At 71.8% G+C, this 18,431-nt stretch carries 11 protein-coding genes; 7 read left to right on the forward strand and 4 right to left on the reverse strand.

Features of this window, described 5'->3' with window-relative positions; genetic code table 11:
- Positions 1-29: 29 nt before the first annotated feature.
- The 3 genes from GNZ18_RS28445 to GNZ18_RS28455 form a co-directional block, all read right to left on the reverse strand.
- Complete coding sequence (locus GNZ18_RS28445; RefSeq protein WP_173390908.1) at positions 30-830, reverse strand: DUF4190 domain-containing protein; 801 nt, start codon at positions 828-830, stop codon at positions 30-32.
- 159 nt (positions 831-989) lie between these two features.
- A complete protein-coding gene (locus tag GNZ18_RS28450; RefSeq protein ID WP_308166087.1) occupies positions 990-1,631 on the reverse strand; it encodes a LuxR C-terminal-related transcriptional regulator in 642 nt (213 codons plus the stop codon).
- Positions 1,628-2,881 (reverse strand): ATP-binding protein, encoded by a 1,254-nt coding sequence (locus GNZ18_RS28455; protein ID WP_156219623.1) that lies wholly within the window; start codon positions 2,879-2,881, stop codon positions 1,628-1,630. The genes GNZ18_RS28450 and GNZ18_RS28455 overlap by 4 nt, the downstream gene beginning before the upstream one ends.
- A 144-nt stretch (positions 2,882-3,025) precedes the next feature.
- Between GNZ18_RS28455 and GNZ18_RS28460 the strand changes: the two genes are divergently transcribed.
- The 4 genes from GNZ18_RS28460 (at position 3,026) to GNZ18_RS28470 (ending at position 6,198) form a co-directional block, all read left to right on the forward strand.
- Positions 3,026-4,300 (forward strand): PspC domain-containing protein, encoded by a 1,275-nt coding sequence (locus GNZ18_RS28460; RefSeq protein ID WP_173390909.1) that lies wholly within the window; start codon positions 3,026-3,028, stop codon positions 4,298-4,300.
- Positions 4,293-4,520 (forward strand): hypothetical protein, encoded by a 228-nt coding sequence (locus GNZ18_RS28465; protein ID WP_156219626.1) that lies wholly within the window; start codon positions 4,293-4,295, stop codon positions 4,518-4,520. The genes GNZ18_RS28460 and GNZ18_RS28465 overlap by 8 nt, the downstream gene beginning before the upstream one ends.
- Before the next feature lie 92 nt (positions 4,521-4,612).
- Entirely contained in the window at positions 4,613-4,699 is an 87-nt protein-coding gene (locus GNZ18_RS44095) for a putative leader peptide (RefSeq protein WP_372490868.1), read from the forward strand.
- Positions 4,700-4,857: 158 nt separating this feature from the next.
- Positions 4,858-6,198: a dicarboxylate/amino acid:cation symporter gene (locus GNZ18_RS28470; protein ID WP_156219628.1), complete on the forward strand. Its 1,341-nt coding sequence runs from the start codon at positions 4,858-4,860 to the stop codon at positions 6,196-6,198.
- A gap of 261 nt (positions 6,199-6,459) precedes the next feature.
- Here the strand turns inward: GNZ18_RS28470 and GNZ18_RS28475 are convergent, their stop codons facing one another.
- Positions 6,460-6,861, reverse strand: a complete 402-nt coding sequence (locus GNZ18_RS28475) for a cupin domain-containing protein (RefSeq protein WP_156219630.1) — start codon at positions 6,859-6,861, stop codon at positions 6,460-6,462.
- Between the two features lie 239 nt (positions 6,862-7,100).
- Here GNZ18_RS28475 and GNZ18_RS28480 point away from each other — a divergent pair, with 239 nt between their 5' ends.
- The 3 genes from GNZ18_RS28480 to GNZ18_RS28490 all read left to right on the forward strand — a co-directional run bounded on the left by GNZ18_RS28480 (position 7,101) and on the right by GNZ18_RS28490 (position 16,789).
- The gene (locus GNZ18_RS28480) at positions 7,101-8,645 is read left to right on the forward strand and encodes an alkaline phosphatase D family protein (protein WP_156219632.1); all 1,545 of its coding nucleotides are present in this window, start codon (positions 7,101-7,103) and stop codon (positions 8,643-8,645) included.
- 531 nt (positions 8,646-9,176) lie between these two features.
- The gene (locus GNZ18_RS28485; RefSeq protein ID WP_173390911.1) at positions 9,177-13,088 is read left to right on the forward strand and encodes a bifunctional glycosyltransferase/CDP-glycerol:glycerophosphate glycerophosphotransferase; all 3,912 of its coding nucleotides are present in this window, start codon (positions 9,177-9,179) and stop codon (positions 13,086-13,088) included.
- Positions 13,089-13,102: 14 nt separating this feature from the next.
- Positions 13,103-16,789 (forward strand): CDP-glycerol glycerophosphotransferase family protein, encoded by a 3,687-nt coding sequence (locus tag GNZ18_RS28490; protein ID WP_173390912.1) that lies wholly within the window; start codon positions 13,103-13,105, stop codon positions 16,787-16,789.
- Positions 16,790-18,431 lie beyond the last annotated feature (1,642 nt).

Raw genomic sequence — 18,431 nt, forward strand, 5'->3', positions numbered from 1 at the left:
CCGGCCGCCCAGCGTGCGGGTGGTGCCCGTCAGCGGTGGATCGGACGGGTGAGCTTCTTGCCCTCGGTCGCGTGCACCGCGACGCAGGTGACCGCGCGGTCGCCGCGCGTCCACGACTCGGCCGTCGGGTAGTAGTAGGACGTCGCGAGGCTGCGGGCGGCGGGCTCGCGACGCATCCGCGGCGCGACGAGCCGCTTGCAGCCGGCGGACGCCTTCTGGCTCATCTCGCGCTCGCTCGGGAACAGCCCGCCGAGCTTGAAGGTGGCGAGCACCTCGCCGTCGTGCGGGCCGGTGCACGGCACGACCTTGACGCTCTCCACCTCCACCGGGCCCTCCGAGGCCGTCGAGGTGGACGCGCCGCTGCTGTCGTTGATGCAGTCGCCGACCTTCATCTTCTTGGCGGCGACGTCCTTGGGCTTGGTGATGGAGATCTTGGGCTTGGCGCCGCCCTTGCCGTCGTCGTCGGAGCCGCCGCTGGTGGCGGAGTAGATTCCCGCCCCGATGCCGATCACCAGCCACAGGCACGACAGGACGATGCCCGCCATGGCGAGCCCGCCGCCCTTGCCGCCCTTCTCCTTGATCTGGCGGCGCGCGATGAGGCCGAGGATGAGGCCGAGCACGCCGAGGCAGCCGAGCAGGCCGGTGACGAACGCGGCGATGGCCATGCCGTTGGTCTTGTCGTCGTTGCGCTGCTGCCCGAAGCCGGGCCCCGCGCCGGGCATGCCGGGGGCGCCGGGCGCGCCGAAGGAGGACGGCTCGCCCGGCATCGGATAAGGGGACGGCGGGGGCGGATCGATGCCCGGCTGTCCGGGTCCAGGTGGATAGGTCATGGGGAGCGACTGTCCCATATCTCCGGCATCGCGTGATCTTTGAGACCGAAGTATGAATATTACGATTTGTTCACAGTCGCGCCCGAACCGTTGCGCATAAGCGCAGGTTGCGCGCATGGGGAGCGCCGTGACCAGCGTGGACGCGGTGCGGCGAAAACGTCAGACGAGTCGCCGGGCGGCAGCCCAGCGTGACAGCTCGTGGCGGTTGGAGAGCTGGAGCTTGCGCAGCACGCTGCTGACGTGCGTCTCCACCGTCTTCACCGAGATGAACAGCTCCTTGGCGATCTCCTTGTAGGCGTAGCCGCGGGCGATCAGCCGCAGCACGTCGCGCTCCCGCTGGGTGATCTGGTCGAGCTCCGGGTCGACGGCGGGGACGTCGGTCGCGGCGAACGCGTCCAGCACGAAGCCCGCGAGCCGGGGCGAGAACACCGCGTCACCGTCCGCGACGCGGCCGATCGCGTCGGTCAGCTCCGCCCCGGAGATCGTCTTGGTCACATAGCCCCGGGCGCCGCCCCGGACGACGCCGATCACGTCCTCCGCCGCGTCCGACACCGACAGGGCGAGGAACTTGGACGCGACGCTCCCGTGCAGGCGGCGCAGCACCTCGATGCCGCCGCCGCCCGGCAGGTGGACGTCCAGCAGCACCACGTCCGGCTGGACGGCCTTGATCACCGAGACCGCCTCGTCGACGTCGCCGGCCTCCCCGACGATCTCCACGCCGCCGCCCAGCTCCGCCTTCACACCGGTCCGGAACATCTGGTGGTCGTCGACCAGCACGACCCGCCTCAACGCCTCGCTCACGATCTCCTGATCTCCAAACGCACCTCGGTGCCCTCGCCCGGCGCGGTCCGGACGGTCGCCTTGCCGCCGTTGCGCTCCATACGTCCGATGATGGACCCCCGGACGCCCATCCTGTCCTCCGGGACCTGGTCGAGGTCGAAGCCCTTGCCCCGGTCGCGGACGAAGATGGCGATCTCCTCGCCCGCCACCTCCGCGTAGACCGACACCGACGGCGCCTCCGCGTACTTGGCGGCGTTCACCATCGCCTCCCGCGCGGCCTGCAGCGCCGCGCCGAGCCGCTCGTCCAGCACGGTGTCGCCGACGCAGACGACCTCGATCGGCACGCCGTGGTCGTCCTCGACCTCGCCCGCCGCCTCCCGGATCGCGGCGGCGAAGGTCTGGTCGGGGTCGGCGCGCGGCTGGTAGAGCCACGTGCGCAGCGTCCGCTCCTGGGACCGCGCGAGCCGCTGCACCTCGCGGGGATCGGCCGCGTTCCGCTGGATGAGCGTCAACGTGTGCAGGACGGAGTCGTGGATGTGCGCGGCGAGTTCCGCGCGCTCCTGGGAGCGGATGCGCTCGTGCCGTTCCGCGTCCAGGTCCTGCCAGAGCCGCACCACCCACGGCGTGACGATCACCGCGACGCCGGTGAGGATGATCAGCATGGCGATGACGACCGAGCGCGCCTGCCCCGCGTCCACCTTCTGCGCCACGACACCGCCGATGCCGCCGACGACCAGCAGCAGGCCGACCAGGCTGCGCAGCCACCGCTGGCGCAGCGGCAGCACCCAGCGCTGCCGCTGGTCGCGGTCGGCCTGCTGCCACAGGATCGCCGCGCCGACGCCGCCGACGATGAACGGCCACAGCGCCAGCTTCACGATCCCGACCCCGAGCGGCAGCGCCGCCAGCCCGATCGTGAGCGCGCTGTAGGCGAGGAGCTTGCCCCAGTCGCGGCCGCGCCTGCCCTGGCCGCCGGCCCCCGGCTCGGTGTCCGGATCCCGGCGCGGGACCAGCACCCAGAACGCGGTGTAGGCGGCGACGCCGAGCCCGCTCGCCGTCGTCAGCGCGACGAACGCGAGCCGGACGATCAGCACGTCCACGCCGAGGTGGTCGGCGAGCCCGCGGCACACCCCGGCCACGAGCCGGCCGCGCACGGCCCGCTCCAGCCTCGGGCGCGGCTCGTCCTTCTTCCTGGTCGGGGGCGTCTGGTCCGCCGGGGCGCGCGGATCGGCGCCGCGGCCGTCCGAACCGGCCCCGCCGCTCACCGCCGCCATGATTCCTCGCGATCCCCCACGTCACCGATCGTCACACGCCGACCTCCCACCCCGCATCAGGGAACCTCCCCCGGTTCCGGCTCAGGGTCGGGTCAGGGACCTCCCGGATACCGCGCGGAGCGGCCGGACGCCACGATGGTGACCATGGGCGAGGAGCAGAACCAGACCACGGGCGGGGCGCACGCCGCCGGACCGGCGGGACAGCTCGGCTACCTGCGGCTCGCACGCGACCCGCAGCGGCGCGTGCTGGCCGGGGTGTGCACCGGGCTCGGCCGCCACACCGGCATCGACCCGGTCGTGTACCGGGTCGGGTTCGGGATCCTCGTCCTCGCGCACGGGCAGGGGATCATCCTCTACGTCGTGGCGGCACTGCTGATGCCGGGCTCTCCCGGCACGTCGTCGCCGATCGAGCAGGTGTTCCGGCGCTGGTTCGACGCCGCGGCCGTGCTGACGATCCTCGGCGCGCTGCTGTGCGTCGGCGTCGCGGGCAGCCTGTTCGGCGGCGTGTCCTCGGACGCGATCGCGCTCGTGGTGGTATTCGGGCTGGTGCTGCTGGTCTCGCACGCCCGGGGGGTGGACCTCGTCTCGGTCGCGCGGTCGGTCCCGGAGCGGTTCGCGGGGCATCCGCCCGAGACGTCCGCCTTCTCGCAGGACCGGGGCGCCGCGTCCGGGACGGGCGGCGGCCTGCCCGAGGGCATGATCGACCTGGCCGACTACGGCCGCTCCTCCTCGGCCACGTCCGTCGACGACACGCCCTACGCCCCGCCCGTCCGGCCCGCGCCCGCTCCCGCGCCGAAGCCGGAGCGGGGCACCTCACCGGTCGCGTCGATCACGCTGCTGGCCGCGATGGCGGCGGGCGCCGCGATGATCCCCGTCGCGCGCACCTACCCGGCGCCCGACTCCTGGCTCATCGTCATGGCGCCCGCGCTCGCGGTGATCGGCTTCGGCCTGGTCCTGGGCGGCTGGCTGCGGACGCGCGGGCTCGCCACCGCCGGGACCGTGCTCACGCTGGCGCTGCTCACCACGTCCGCCGCCGCCGAGGTGCCCCGGCACGCCAAGTACGGCGAGGTGGAGTGGCGCCCGTCCGACGCGAGCCAGACCAACCAGGAGTACAAGGTCGGCGCCGGGCGGGGCACGCTCGACCTGACCGCGCTCCCGGTCGTCCCCGGCCAGAGCATCACGATCAACGCCGGTGTCACGTTCGGGGAGCTGCGGGTCACGCTCCCGCGCGGCGCCCGCGTCCGGCTGGACGCCCGGATCAGCCTCGGCGACCTGCGCGTCGAACTCCACACCACCAGCGGCCCGAACGCCAAGGTGAAGCGGGTGCTGGAGCCCGAGGGACCGGCCGTCGCGAACCCGCCGGAGATCATCCTGCGCATCCGTGGCAGGATCGGCGACGTGGAGGTGTCCCGTGTCTGACGGCCCCCGGGACCGCCGTCCCGCCCGCCGCCGGTTCGACCCGGCGGGCCCGGTCTCCGGCGTGTTCTTCCTGGCCCTCGCCGGGATCTTCCTCGCCGACGGGCTCTCCGACGACTCCGTGCTGCCCGCCGCGACGCTGATCCCGGTCGTCCTGATCGGCCTCGCGCTGGTCGGCACCGTCCGCATCATCACCCGGGGACGCCGCCGAAACCTCCGCTGAAAACGGCCGCCATCGCCTATTCCCGACCATTGTGATATAGATCATGATGGTGATCGGGAACCCCCGGTCCGTCCCCGTCGTTGAAGCAACCCGTGAAGTTCTCCGAGAAGAGCGTTCTGCTCGTGGCCCGGCTGCACGTCGACCTGTGCCGCCTGGCCAGCGTGCTGTGTCACGCGTGAGCAGCCGTCCCCACTGACGGCCGTCCAGGCCGGGTCAGGCCCGGCCAACGGGAGGCCGTCGTCCTCCCCGTCCGCCTCCCGCCTCTCTTCTCCCTTCCATCCTCTCGCCGCCGCGCCCTGCCCACGGCCGGCGCGGCGACCGCGCCTGGAGACCTTCAATGAACCTACGTGTCTGGAAATGGCAGTTCTGGCAGCAGATCGTGCTGTCCCTCGTCCTCGGTGTGGCCGTCGGCGCGCTGATCCACAACCTCACCGACGACGGCCAGGCGACCGCCGAGGACTGGCTCGACCCGTTCGGCGACGTCTACGTCAGCCTGCTCAAGATCGTCGTCGTCCCGCTGGTGTTCGCCGCGATCGTGGTGAGCGTCGGGCGGCTGCGCAACGTCGGCAGCGTCGCCCGCCTCACCGGCAAGACCCTCGGCTGGTTCGTGGTGACCTCCGCGATCGCCACCGCCATCGGCCTGGCCGTCGCCCTGATCATCAAGCCGGGCAAGGGCCTCGGGAAGCTGGCGAACGAGTCGACCGAGACCGACCCCGTCACCTGGACGCAGGTCCTGCACAACCTGTTCCCGTCCAACATCATCAAGGCGATGGGCGACGGCAACGTCCTCGGCGTGGTGACCTTCGCGGTGCTGTTCGGCGCCGCCCTGGTCGCGATCGGCGAACGCGGCGAACGCATCACCGGCATCATCGACGACCTCTACCTGGTCATGCAGAAGGCCGTGTGGTGGGTCGTCCGCCTCACCCCGATCGGGTCGTTCTTCCTGATCGGCTCGGTGGTGGCCACCTACGGCCCGAGCTCGCTGGAGCCGCTCGCCAAGTTCACCGGCGCGATCTACCTCGCCGTGGCCATCATGCTGCTGCTCGGCTACCCGATCCTCCTCCAGGTCTTCGGCCGGGTGAACCCGCTGAAGTTCCTGCGCAACTCCTGGCCGGCGATCGAGTTCGCCTTCGTCTCCTCCTCCTCGATCGCGACGCTGCCGATCGCCCAGCGGGTCTCGATCGAGCGCAACGGCGTCCAGCCCGAGTACGCCAACTTCGCCCAGCCGCTCGGCGCGACGATCAAGTTCGACGGCTGCGGCGCGATCTACCCGGCGGTCGCGGCGGTCTTCGTCGCCCAGTACACCGGCGTCAGCCTCGGCATCGCCGACTACGCCCTGATCGCCCTGGCCGCCGTGATCGGCCAGCTCGGCACCGGCGGCACCCCCGGCCCGGCCCTGGTCGCGCTGACCCTGACCCTGACCACCGTGGGCCTCCCGCTCCAGGCGGTCGGCTACCTCATCGCGATCGACAAGGTCATCGACATGGCCCGGACGGCGCTGAACGTCACCGGCCAGCTCACCGTCCCCGTCCTGGTGGCGAAGTCCGAGGGCCTGCTGAACGAGGAGATCTTCAACTCCAAGCCCGTCGAACTCACCTCGACCGACGCCGACGAGACCCGCGACCACGACCGCGAGCGCCCCCGCCGCGAGCCGCCCCCCGAACCGGCCCCGGCCTGACCCACCAGAGGCGCCCCTCCCAAAAGGGAGGGGCGCTCTTCTTTGGGCCGGAGGCCGCGCGGCTCCTATGCGCTGGGGCCGCGCGGTTTCCTATGCGTGGGAGGGTCGCGCCACGACTCCAACCGTCACGCGAGCGCGTAGCTGACCGGTGGGGGCGAAGCCGAAGGCGAGCCCCCACCGGGAAGATCGCGAAGCGATGCCGCGCTCGCCAAAGGCGCGGTCAAGGTGCGAGCCGCCAGGCGAGCGCCTTGGGCCGTGACTTCATGAACACAGTGTGACGGCGTAGGCGGGGCCGGGGTTGGTGAAGGCGCGGGCTCCGCCGCCGTGGACGCGGACGCGGTTGGCGCGCAGGGGGCGTTCGGTCACGCCGTCCGGGGTGATGACGACCTCGGCCAGCTCACCCGCGACCAGCGTGCTGACCTGGTGGTGCACCTCGTCGCGGCGGCCGGGCGGCCAGGTCGTGAGCCAGACGCGGGCGCCGTCGGCCTCCTCCAGCACGACGGTGACGGGCACCGGGCCGAAGGCGGCCAGCCGCCACCACGTCTCGGGCCGTGCCGCGAGGTCGTGGACGCGTGCCGCGAGCCGCCCGACGGTGGGCGGGCGGGTGATGATCGTGCGTCCGTGCGGGTCTTCCTGACCACGCATGGTGAGGTCGGGAACCATGTTCGTCCTTCGGTGTGGGCCGGATCCTGGGAGGGAGATCAGCGACACGAAGGACACAGCGCGCTGGCCACGCGGCGGAGCGCCACGGGCCCGTTCAGAGAGACTCGCGCTGGCATGCGTCAAGGCAACACTCGTGACCGAGCGTTGTCAAGTCGATCGCACGAGTTCATCGCCCGTCCACCATCGCGCCGTCGCGAACCGCGAGCATGCGCGCAGAGATCAACGGAACGGAGTGGCCCATGGACCGTCGAAGCGTGCTGCGCGGTGGACTGATCACAACCGGCGGGACGGCCCTCGCCCTGGTGGCCGGCGGGCAGGCGTCCGCGCTGGCCCGCGCCGGTGCGCCCGGCCTGGTCCGGGGCGGTCGCCCGCGCCTGACCCACGGCGTGCAGAGCGGTGACGTGACCGCCCGCGAGGCGGTCGTCTGGGCGCGCGCGGACCGTCCGTCCCGCATGCTGGTCGAGCTGAGCCGCCGCCCCGACTTCCGCGGGGCGCACACCATCAAGGGCCCGGTCCTGTCCCCCGACACCGACCTCACGGGCAAGGCGTTCCTGCGGGGGCTGCCCTCCGGCGAGGAGGTGCACTACCGCGTGCGGCTCGCCGACCTGGACCGGCACCTCACGTCCGCGCCGGTCAGCGGCCGGTTCCGCACCGCGCCGCGCCGCGCGCGGGACATCCGCTTCGTCTGGTCCGGCGACCTCGCCGGTCAGGGCTGGGGGATCAACCCCGAATTCGGCGGCTACCGCATCTTCAAGGCGATGGACGCGCTGGACCCCGACTTCTTCCTGTGCAGCGGCGACCTCGTCTACTCCGACGGCCCGCTCACCGAGACGGTGAAGCTGCCGGACGGCGGCACCTGGCGCAACATCGTCACCCCCGAGAAGACCAAGGTCGCCGAGACCCTGGCCGAATACCGGGGGCAGTTCCGCTACAACCTCCAGGACGCGAACTTCCAGGCGTTCAACTCGCGCGTCCCGATGCTCTACCAGTGGGACGACCACGAGACCCTCAACAACTGGTACCCCGGCGAGATCCTCGACCTTCCCCAATACACGGAGAAGCGCGTGGACGTCCTCGCGGCCCGCGCCCGCCGCGCCATGTTCGAGTACACCCCGGTCAAGACGGCCCGCTCCGGCCGCCTCTACCGCAAACTGTCCTACGGGCCCTTGCTGGACGTCTTCGTCCTCGACATGCGCACCTACAAGTCCCCGAACGACGCGAACAACTCCCCCACGCAGAGGGACGGGCTCCTCGGGGCCGAGCAGGCCGCCTGGCTCAAGCGGGAGCTGCGCCATTCCAAGGCCACCTGGAAGGTCATCGCGAACGACCTTCCGCTGGGGCTGGTCGTCCCGGACGGAACCGCGCAGGAATCCGCGTCCCAGGGCGACAACGGCGCCCCGCTGGGGCGCGAGCGCGAGATCGCCGACCTGCTCTCCTACGCGAAGAAGCACCGCGTCCGCAACATGGTCTGGCTGACCGCCGACGTCCACTACACGGCGGCCCATTACTACGACCCGTCCAAGGCTGCCTTCTCGGACTTCGACCCCTTCTGGGAATTCGTCTCCGGCCCTCTGAACGCGGGCGCATTCGGACCTAACGCCTTGGATGGCACATTCGGTGCGGAGGTGAAGTTCGTCCAGGCTCCGCCTCACGCCAACACTTCTCCGGCCGAAGGCTCCCAGTTCTTCGGCGAAGTTGACATCGACGCGCATTCGCGGGCCCTGACCGTCCGTCTGCGCGACCTGAACGGCAAGACCCTTTTCACGAAGACCCTGAACCCGTAGTCGCTCTGCGCCCGTCCGCCCCGGAGGTTCTCCTCCGGGGCGGACTTCATTTTGTAGGGCGAGGGGGGGCGGCCGGGCGCGCCAGAACTCGACGTCTCCGCCCGCCCGTTCTCGATCAGGTCATCCGCCGGTCGGCGTCTCAGCGCGCACACCTGTTTCAGGGGCGACTGCCCCACTAACTCGTCCACCCCCCGCGAACGAGTGCGCCACCTCGGCCGGGCTACGGATCCCCCGCCGCCCCGGGTTTTCCACAGAATGACGTTCTACTTCTGCCGGGCGGGCGTGGGTCCGAGCATGGGGTTGTCGGGCTCGGACGTGCGAGGACGGGCCCGGCGGCGAGGGTGACCGCACGGTCATCGGGCCGAGGTTCAGGGGGCGGTAAACGTGGGCCAGGGCAGGTCAAGTCTGCGTCAGGCGACAGCCTTGCAATCGCGATGCGTGTTCGGATCGACGCGCCAGGTCACCATGCTCGGTGTGGCGAGGTTCCGCTCGCCCTCAGGCGGCACCGCGCGAAACCGACCTGGAGGCCGCATGTCCCCAAAGCTCAGTGTCGTCGTCCCGTTCCACAACACCGAGGAGTACCTCCGGGAGTGCCTGGAGTCGCTGGCCGGGCAGAGCTACCGCGACCTGGAAGTGATCATGGTGGACGACGGGTCCACCGACAACGGCGCGGTGATCGCCAAGGACGTGTGCGGCCGCGATCCCCGGTTCCGGCTGCTGGTGCGGGAGAACGAGGGCCCTGGGCCCGCGCGCAACGCGGGGGTGGAGGCGGCGACCGGCAAGTACCTGGCCTTCGCCGACGCCGACGACATCGTCCACCGCGACGCCTACGCGCGGCTGGTCGGGTCGTTGGAGAGGACGGGCTCGGACTTCGCGTGCGGGAACGTCGAGCGGTGCGACGGAGACCGGAGCTGGCAGTCGGTCCTGCACGACGGGCTGTTCTCGGAGTCCCGGTCGCGGACGCACGTCTCGTCCCACCCGCTGCTGATGCGCGACCGGACATCGTGGAACAAGGTCTACCGGCGCGCGTTCTGGGAGAACGCCGAGCTGAGGTTTCCCCCCGGCTTCTACGAGGACCCGCCGGTCATGGCGCGGGCGCACGCGCTGGCCTCCTCGGTGGACGTCCTGAAGGACACGGTCTACTACTGGCGCAAGCGTCCGGGGTCCATCACCGAGGACCGCCACGGCTGGGACAACATCTCCCAGCGGATGCGATCGGTGAGCCTCCTGCGGGCCGGGCTCGCCGACTACGCGCCGCACCTGCTGGGCGCCTTCGACGAGCACGCGCTGGTGGGCATCGACCTGCGCGTGCTCCTCGACGCGCTGCCCCGGACCGACGACGACCACCTCGACGAACTCGTCGGCATCGGCGCCGCGCTGGCCGAGAAGATCAGCTCCCGCGTGCTGAAGCGGTTCCCCGCGATCCTGCGGCTGCAACTGCACCTGCTGTGCCGGCGGATGGTCCCCGAGCTGCTGGAGGTGCTGCAGTTCGTCCAGCTCGGGTCGCCCGCGCAGGCGCCGAGGGTCCGGCGCGGGCTGCGGCCGCGCTGGTTCGCCGAGTACCCGTTCTTCGAGGACGCCGAGCGCGCCGTCCCGTCCCACGTCTACGACGTGACCGACGAGCTCACCCCGGCCGCGGCCATCGACCGGGTCCTCTGGGTGGACGGGCGGCTCCGCATCGAGGGCCACGCCTACATCAGGCACCTCGACTCCTCCACCGAGGACGGCTCCCGCATCCGGCTCTGGCTGCTCGCCTCGAACCGCCGGGGCCTCATGCGCGTGCCGGTGCAGCGGATCCGCCGCCCCGACGTGACCGCGCGCTCCAAGCAGCCCGTGGTCTCCTACGACTGGTCCGGCTTCGTCGCGGAGATCGACCCGTCCAACCTCAAGATCTTCGGACGCTGGCGCGACGTCGACTGGATCCCCTGCGTGGAGATCATCAACCGGGGGCTGTGGCGGCGCCGCACGTTCGGCAACCCGGCCCTCACCAGCCGCCAGTGGCCGCAGGAGCGCGAGTGCGCGCCCGGCGTCCTGGTCCAGGGGGTGGCGGGCAGGCGGCGGTTCGTCCTCCAGGTGCGGCGGACCACGGCGCAGATCGTCGGCTGCCACCTGGAGGGCAACGAGCTCTGGCTGGACGGCTGGAGCCGCGCCCCCCTCGGCGACGAGCCGCAGATCACCGCCACCCCGAGGGCGGGCCGCGCGACCGTGGTGGGCCCGATCGACGGGCCCGGCGTCCTTCCCGCTCCCGTGCCGAACGCGGCCACGTCCGACGGCACACCCGAAGGCGCGCTCCAAGCGCTGATCAGCGTGGCCTCCGGCAACGCGCCCGACAGCCCGCCCACCGGCCTGGCCGTCGACCCCCGCGACCTCGGTGAGCGGGAGCCCGGATCGGCCGGCGCCGGTCCTGGTGAGACGAGCCGCGCCGGCGACGACCCGCACGACGGCCGACCGAACGACGCGCACCCCAAGAGCAACGCCGCACACGACCGAAGAACCCCCGAAGCCACCGGAGACCTCCGGACGCCCTCCGAAGCCGCCGGAGGCCGTACCTCAACCGATAAGGCGGCCGATGAATTCGAGAGCCGCACGTCGGAGAACGGCAGAGGCGGCACGCTGCTCCGCCGAGCCGTGCGCGCCACGAACGGCGGCACGGCAAGCAGACCGGGCATACGGAAGGCCACCGGCACCACCGAGGCGGGCTTCCGGGCGAAGCTGCCGCTGGCCGGGCTGGCCCGGCGGCCCGGGGACTGGGAGATCTCCCTGCCCGGCGGAATCAGGCCGCACCTCGACGAGAGGGCCGCCGGAGCGGTGTTCCCCTTCCCCGGCGGGGAACTGGAGATCGCACCCACGCGCCGGAACACGCTCCGCATCGTCGTGCGCGAGCGGGGCCTGGCCGTAGACCAGGTGGTCTGGGCCACGGAAGGGGCCTTGCACCTGGCCGGTTCCTGCCCCGACCCCGCGTCCCGCCCGGCCGTGCTGCTGCTGCGCCGCCGGCGGTCCAGCGAGGAGCACACGGTCCCGCTGCACTGGGACGGCGACCGTTTCACCGCGACGTTCTCCCCGGCGCGGATGCCGGTGCTCGGGCTGTCCCGGCCGCTGGTCGCGGGCCGGTGGGACGTGCTGGCGGCGGTCGGCGGGAAGGAGGAGCCCGTCGTCATCCGCCGCAACACGCTGCGCGACCTGCCCGAGCCGCACGAGACCGGCCTGCACAGGGTCATCGTGCGCGCGCGCAAGGCCGACCACCTCCAGCTGCGGATCGAGACCGCGCTGGACGAGGACGAGCGCGGCGCGTACGCGCAGGAGCGGCTCCGCTCGGGCCACTACCGGCGCCACCTGAACCTGCCCGTCCGCGAGCTGGCCCTGTTCGACGCCTACAAGGGGCGCCAGTACTCGTGCAACCCGCGCGGGATCTACGACGAGCTGCGCCGCCGCGACACCGGCATCGAATGCGTCTGGGTCACCGAGAACGGCCAGTTCGGCAAGCCGACGGGCGCGCGCACCGTCCTCGCCGGAACGCGCGAGCACTACGAGGCCCTCGCACGGGCGCGCTATGTGTTCGGCAACTGGTCGCAGCAGCGGTGGTTCGCCAAGCGCGAGGACCAGACCTATGTCCAGTGCTGGCACGGCACGCCGCTGAAGAAGCTGGGCTACGACGTCAAGGAGATGCCCTTCAAACGCACCGAGGGCCTCAACTGGATGGAGCACGACGTCCCGCAGTGGGATCTGCTCCTGTCCCAGAACGCGTTCTCGGTGCCACTGTTCCGGCGGGCGTTCGGCTACGACGGCGAGATCCTCGAAAGCGGCTATCCCCGCAACGACATCCTGAACAGCCCGCACCGCGAGGAGATCGCCCACGCGGTGCGGCGGCGGCTCGGCATCCCGCAGGACAAGAAGGTCGTCCTTTACGCGCCCACCTGGCGGGACGACTTCCATCTCACGATCGGGAAGCGGGCGTTCCGCCTCGAACTCGACGTCGACCGGTTCAGGACGGCGCTGGGACGCGACCACATGCTGCTCCTGCGCACCCACTACCTGGTGACCGACCGGCCGCGATGGCGCCCTGGCGACTGCGTCCTGGACGTGTCGGTCTACCCCGACATCTCCGAGCTGTTCCTCATCAGCGACGTCCTCGTCACCGACTACTCCTCGGCCATGTTCGACTTCGCCGTCACCGGGCGGCCGATGCTGTTCTACACCTACGACCTGGAGCGCTACCGCGACCACGTGCGCGGCTTCTACTTCGACTTCGAGGCCGAGGCGCCCGGCCCGCTGCTGTCGACCTCCCGCGAGGTCATCGACGCCCTCGCCGAGCCCGACGTGCTCGACACCGGGTTCGCGGCGGCCCGCTCCGCGTTCGCCGCGCGCTACTGCCCGCTCGACGACGGCCGCGCCGCCTCCCGCGTGCTCGACCGCGTCCTCCAGGACGCCACGTCCACCCACTGAGAACGGAGCCTCCCGTGCCGCCCAAGATCAGCGTCGTCGTCCCGTTCCACGACGTCGAGGCGCATCTCGCCGAGTGCCTGGAGTCGCTGGCCAGGCAGACCCTCCGCGACCTGGAGGTCGTCATGGTCGACGACGGGTCCGCGGACGGCGGCTCCGTCATCGCGAAGGAGTTCGCCGACCGCGACGACCGCTTCGTCCTGGTCCAGCGCGGCCACGAGGGGCTCGGGCCGGCCCGCAACGCCGGTGTCGCGCGCGCGGGCGGCCAGTACCTCGCCTTCGCCGGAGCGGCCGACACCCTGCCGCCCTACGCCTACGAGCTGCTGGTCCGCACGCTGGAGGCGACCGGGTCCGACATCGCGGGCGGCAACGTCCTGCGCCTGGACGACGACCGCGCCTGGCAGTCGCCGCTGCACGCCGGGGCCTACGCGGCCACGGTGAAGCGCACGCACATCACCCGCCATCCGGCCCTCCTCCAGGACCGCACCGTCTGGAACAAGGTGTACCGGCGCTCGTTCTGGGACGCGCACCGGTTCGAGTTCCCCGCGATGTCCCACGAGGACCCGCCGGTCAGCCTGGAGGCGCACGTCCTCGCCTCCGCCGTGGACGTCCTCGACACGGCCGTCTACTTCTGGCGGCACCGCCAGGAGCCGCCCTCCCCGAACCCGCAGGCGAACGCCGCCGACCGGATCGCCTCGCTGGAGATGGTGCGCGGGATCCTCGGCGACCACGCGCCCGCGCTGCTCCCCGTCTACGACAAGCACGCCCTCGACCTGGACGTCCGCGCCCTGATCCTCGCGCTGCCCACCGCGTCCGGCGAGCACCGCGACCGCCTGCTGGAGGCGGGCGCCGACATCGTCGCCGCCGCGGCCCCGTCCGCGTTCCAGGGGCTGGAGGCGATCAAGCGCCTCGAACTGCACCTGCTGCGCGAACGGATGCTGCCCGAACTGCTCGACGTCCTCCGCTTCGAGGAGAACGGGCTGCACGACGTCCCGCTGGTGAGCCGGGGCAGGCGGCGGCAGCGCTGGTACGCCCGCTACCCGTTCTACGGCGACCGGGCGCGGGCGGTCCCGGACGAGGTCTACGACGTCACCGACGAGCTCAGGCTCCACGCCGAGGTCGACCGCGTCACCTGGGACTCCGGCTCCCTGGTCGTCCAGGGCCACGCCCACTTCGACCGGCTCGCCGTGACGTCCGCCAAGGACTCCCGCATCCGGATCTGGATGCACGACGCCAAGACCGGCAAGGAGATCCGCCTCCCCGTCGAGCGGATCCCCTGCCCGGAGGCCACGGTCCAGTCGGGGCAGTCGCTGGTCTCCTACGACTGGTCGGGGTTCTCCATCCGGATCGAGCCGGAACTCCTCCAGGACGGCGACGACTGGCCGACGGTGACGTGGGAGCTGTTCGCCGAGGTCACCGCGTCCGGCTGCAAGGCCGTCCAGCGCCTCACCTCCGCCGAACCCGCCGTGAACTGGGCGGCCCCGCGCCAGGTCGACGAGCACGTCGCCGTCCAACCCGCCGCCGACCAGGGATTCGTCGTCCACGTCAAGCGCGCCAAGGCCGTCGTCACCGGCTACCGCCGTGTCGGCGACCTGCTGGAGATCACCGGCTGGACGCGGCTCGCGCTCGGCCCCGGTGCCGCGATCGTCGCCACCCGGCGGCACGGCGGCCCGGAGGTCCGGGGCGAGGTGACGGTGCGTCCGGCGGCGGGCATGCGCATGGACAGGGGCACCGGCTTCGACTTCATGGCCACCCTCCCTCTGGGCGCCCTCCACTCCGACCCGGAGGCCGCCGAACGAGGCCCCGCCACCCACCTGCGCGACGCGATCGACTGGGACATCCGCCTCCTCGGCGCCGACGGCCCCTTGCGGCTGACCGTGGCCCGCACCCTCCCCGGCGCCCGCTTCGCGACCCGGGGCCGCGAGTTCGCCCTCACCCGCACCGCCTACGGCAACCTGCGCGGCGTCGAGCGCAGCTTCCGCCCCGTCGTCACCTCCGTCCGGTGGACCGCCGACGACCGCCTCACGCTGACCGGCGACCTGTCCGATCCCGACCACCGCCCCACCCACCTGATCCTCCGCCGCCGTCCCTCGGGCGACGAGCACCGCCTCCCCCTCATCTGGGACGGCCCGACCTTCACCGCCACCTTCGCCCCCGGCGCCATGCCGCTCTTCGGAACGGCCGGGCCCCTGACCACCGGCCTGTGGGACCTGTTGGCCCCCACTCCGGGAACCGCCAAAAGAGCCGATGGCACTCCCACTGCGAGCAGCACCACGGCCTCGCCCCCTCCAAAAGCCGCCCAGACAACGGCAAGACCCGCGCGTCCGACCAAGCCGACGCCCGCAACGGTCAAGTTCAAGCCGAACAGAAGACACGCGCCCACGCAGAACGCCGCCCCACCGACCTGTGCGGAACCCGGAGAGATCCCGGTCGTCGTCGAACGCGCGGTGATATCCGACCTCCCGGAATGGCGGGCGGCCGGAACACACGAATTCGAGGCCCGCGTCCACCAGACGGACGCGCTGCAACTGAGGAGCCGTACCGTCATGGCCGAGGACGAACGCGGCGGGCACGCCCAGCGCCTCCTCTGGGAGCGCGACTACCCCGTCTACCTGCGGAGCCCGCTGACAGAGCTGGTGGTGTTCGACAGCTACGGCGCGTCCCAGTACAGCTGCAACCCCAGAGCCATCTACGAGGAGATCACGCGGAGCCATCCCGGGCTGGAGTGCGTCTGGATCTCCACCGACGGCCAATTCAACGTCGAGGGCGACGCCAAGGTCCTCATTGCCGGGACGAGAGAGCACTACCGCGCGCTCGCGCGCGCCCGCTACATCGTCACGAACTACGGCCTCGCCCCGGGATTCGCCAAGCGTCCCGAGCAGACGTACATGCAGACATGGCACGGCACCCCGCTGAAACGCCTCGGCTACGACCTCAGCGACCTGCACTCCCAGCGCGCGGAGAACCTCCGCTGGATCGACTACGAGGTCCCCCGCTGGGACGTCGTGCTCTCCCCCAACACGTTCACCTCCGACACCATGCGGCGGGCCTTCCGCTACGAAGGCGAGATCCTGGAAACGGGATATCCGCGCAACGACGTCCTGAGCAGCCCGGAGTTCGACCGCCTCGGCGCCCGCGTCCGCGAGCGGCTCGGGATATCGGCGGGCAAGAAGGTCGTCCTCTACGCCCCGACATGGCGCGACGACCACCACCTGGCGCCGGGCCGCCGGGCGTTCTCCATGGAACTAAACGTGGAGGCCCTGCGGCGGGCGCTCGGCGACGACCACGTCCTCCTCGTCCGCCCCCACTTCCTGATCACCGAAGGTGACCGCCCGAGATCGGACGGCTTCACGATCGACGTCTCCCGCTACCCCGACATCGCCGACCTGTACCTGGCGTCCGACGTCCTGGTGACCGACTACTCCTCCGCGATGTTCGACTTCGCCTGCACCGGCCGCCCCATGCTCTTCTACACCTACGACCTGGCGCGCTACCGCGACCACACGCGCGGGTTCTCCCTCGACTTCGAGACCGAGGCCCCGGGCCCCCTCCTCACCACCTCCACCGAGGTCGCCGAGGCACTCCGGGCGATAGACGAGATCCAGGACGCCTACGTCGACGCCTACGACACGTTCTTCGACAAGTACTGCCCCCACGACGACGGAAAGGCCGCAGCCAGAGCAGCCGAACGCCTCCTCGCGTGACCCACCACAACACCCCACCCAGGAGGACGCCCTAACCACCGAACCGCAGACAAGGCGACAACAACCCCATCCGCTCCCCCGTCCCAAGCGCGGACGCGCCCCATACGCGCCCACGCCTCCTAAGGGCGGACACACATCCCACATGCAGCCGCGCCCCCCATACGGGCGCCCCGCCCACATGGGGGCACCCCTCCCACACGCAGGCGCGCCTCCTATTTGCGGAGCGCCCCTCCTATATGCGGGGCTGCGGGGCGTCCCTCCCACGCGCAGGTGCGCCGCCTTACGCGGCCACACCCTCATACCTCGGACCCCCTTCCACACGCACGCACCCCCCTGCGCGCGCCGCATCCCGCGCGCGGACACACCTCCCACGCGCAGAAGCACCCCATATACGGACACCCCTCTCCCACGCGGGCACGCCTCCCCCGCGCGCGACGCCCCTCCCCATGCGCAGGTGCGCCGCCTTACACGGGCACACCCCCATCCCCGGGGCCCCACCCACACGCGTGCACCCCCCTATGCGCGCACACCCTCATGCGCGCGCCACATCCTGCACACGACACGCCTCCCACGTGCAAACGCGCCCCATATACGAACACCCCTCCCACACGCGGGCACCCCTCCCACACGCGGGCACGCCTCCCACACGCGGGCACGCCTCCCCCGCGCGGGACGTCCCTCCCATGCACGGGTGCGCCACCTTAGGCGGGCACACCCCCATACCTCGGGCCCCCACCCACACGCGCGCACGCCCCCACGCGCGCGCCGCGTCCTGCGCGCGGACACACCTCCCACGCGCAGACGCACCCCATATACGAGCGCCCCTCTCCCACGTGGGCACCCCCTCGCGACCGCCCGGTCGCGCTGGGCGGGCGACCCGGCCGACGGGTCCTCGACCGCTTCCCCGGCCCGATGGACGTGCTGCCCCACGCGCGGGACGTCCCTCCCATGCGCGGGTGCGCCGCCTTATACGGGCACGCCCCCCATCCCGGGCCCCACCTACACCCGCGCACGCCCCTATGCGCGCACGCCCCCATGCGCGCGCCGTATCCTGCGCGCGGACACGCCTCCCACGCGCAGACGCACCCCATATGCGGACACCCCTCTTACACGGGGGCACCCCTCTTACACGCGGACGCGGCTACCCCGCGCGACGTCCCTACCATCCGCAGGTGCGCCGCCCTACGCGGGCATGCCCCCATCCCCGGGCCCCACGTGCCCCCTATGCGCGCGCGCACGCCCCCATACGCGCGCCGCATCCTGCGCGCGGAAACACCTCCCACGCGCAGACGCACCCCATATACGGACACCTCTCTCACACGCGGGCTCATCTCCAACGCGCGGGACGTCCCTCCCATGCACGGGTGCGCCACCTTAGGCGGGCACACCCCCATACCTCGGGCCCCCTCCCACACGCGCGCGCCGCATCCCGCGCGCGGACACACCTCCCAGGTGCAGACGCGCCCCATATACGAGCGCCCCTCTTATATGCCGGGCGCGCCTCCCTCGCGCGGGACGCCCCTCCCACGTGCAGGTGCGCCGCCTTACACGGGCACACCCCCATGGATCCCACCCACGCGCGCGCACGCCCCCTACGCGCGCCGCATATGCAGGCGGACACCACTCCCGCGTGCAGGCCGCC

This window comes from Actinomadura litoris (genome assembly GCF_009733595.1).
Lineage (GTDB): Bacteria > Actinomycetota > Actinomycetes > Streptosporangiales > Streptosporangiaceae > Spirillospora > Spirillospora litoris.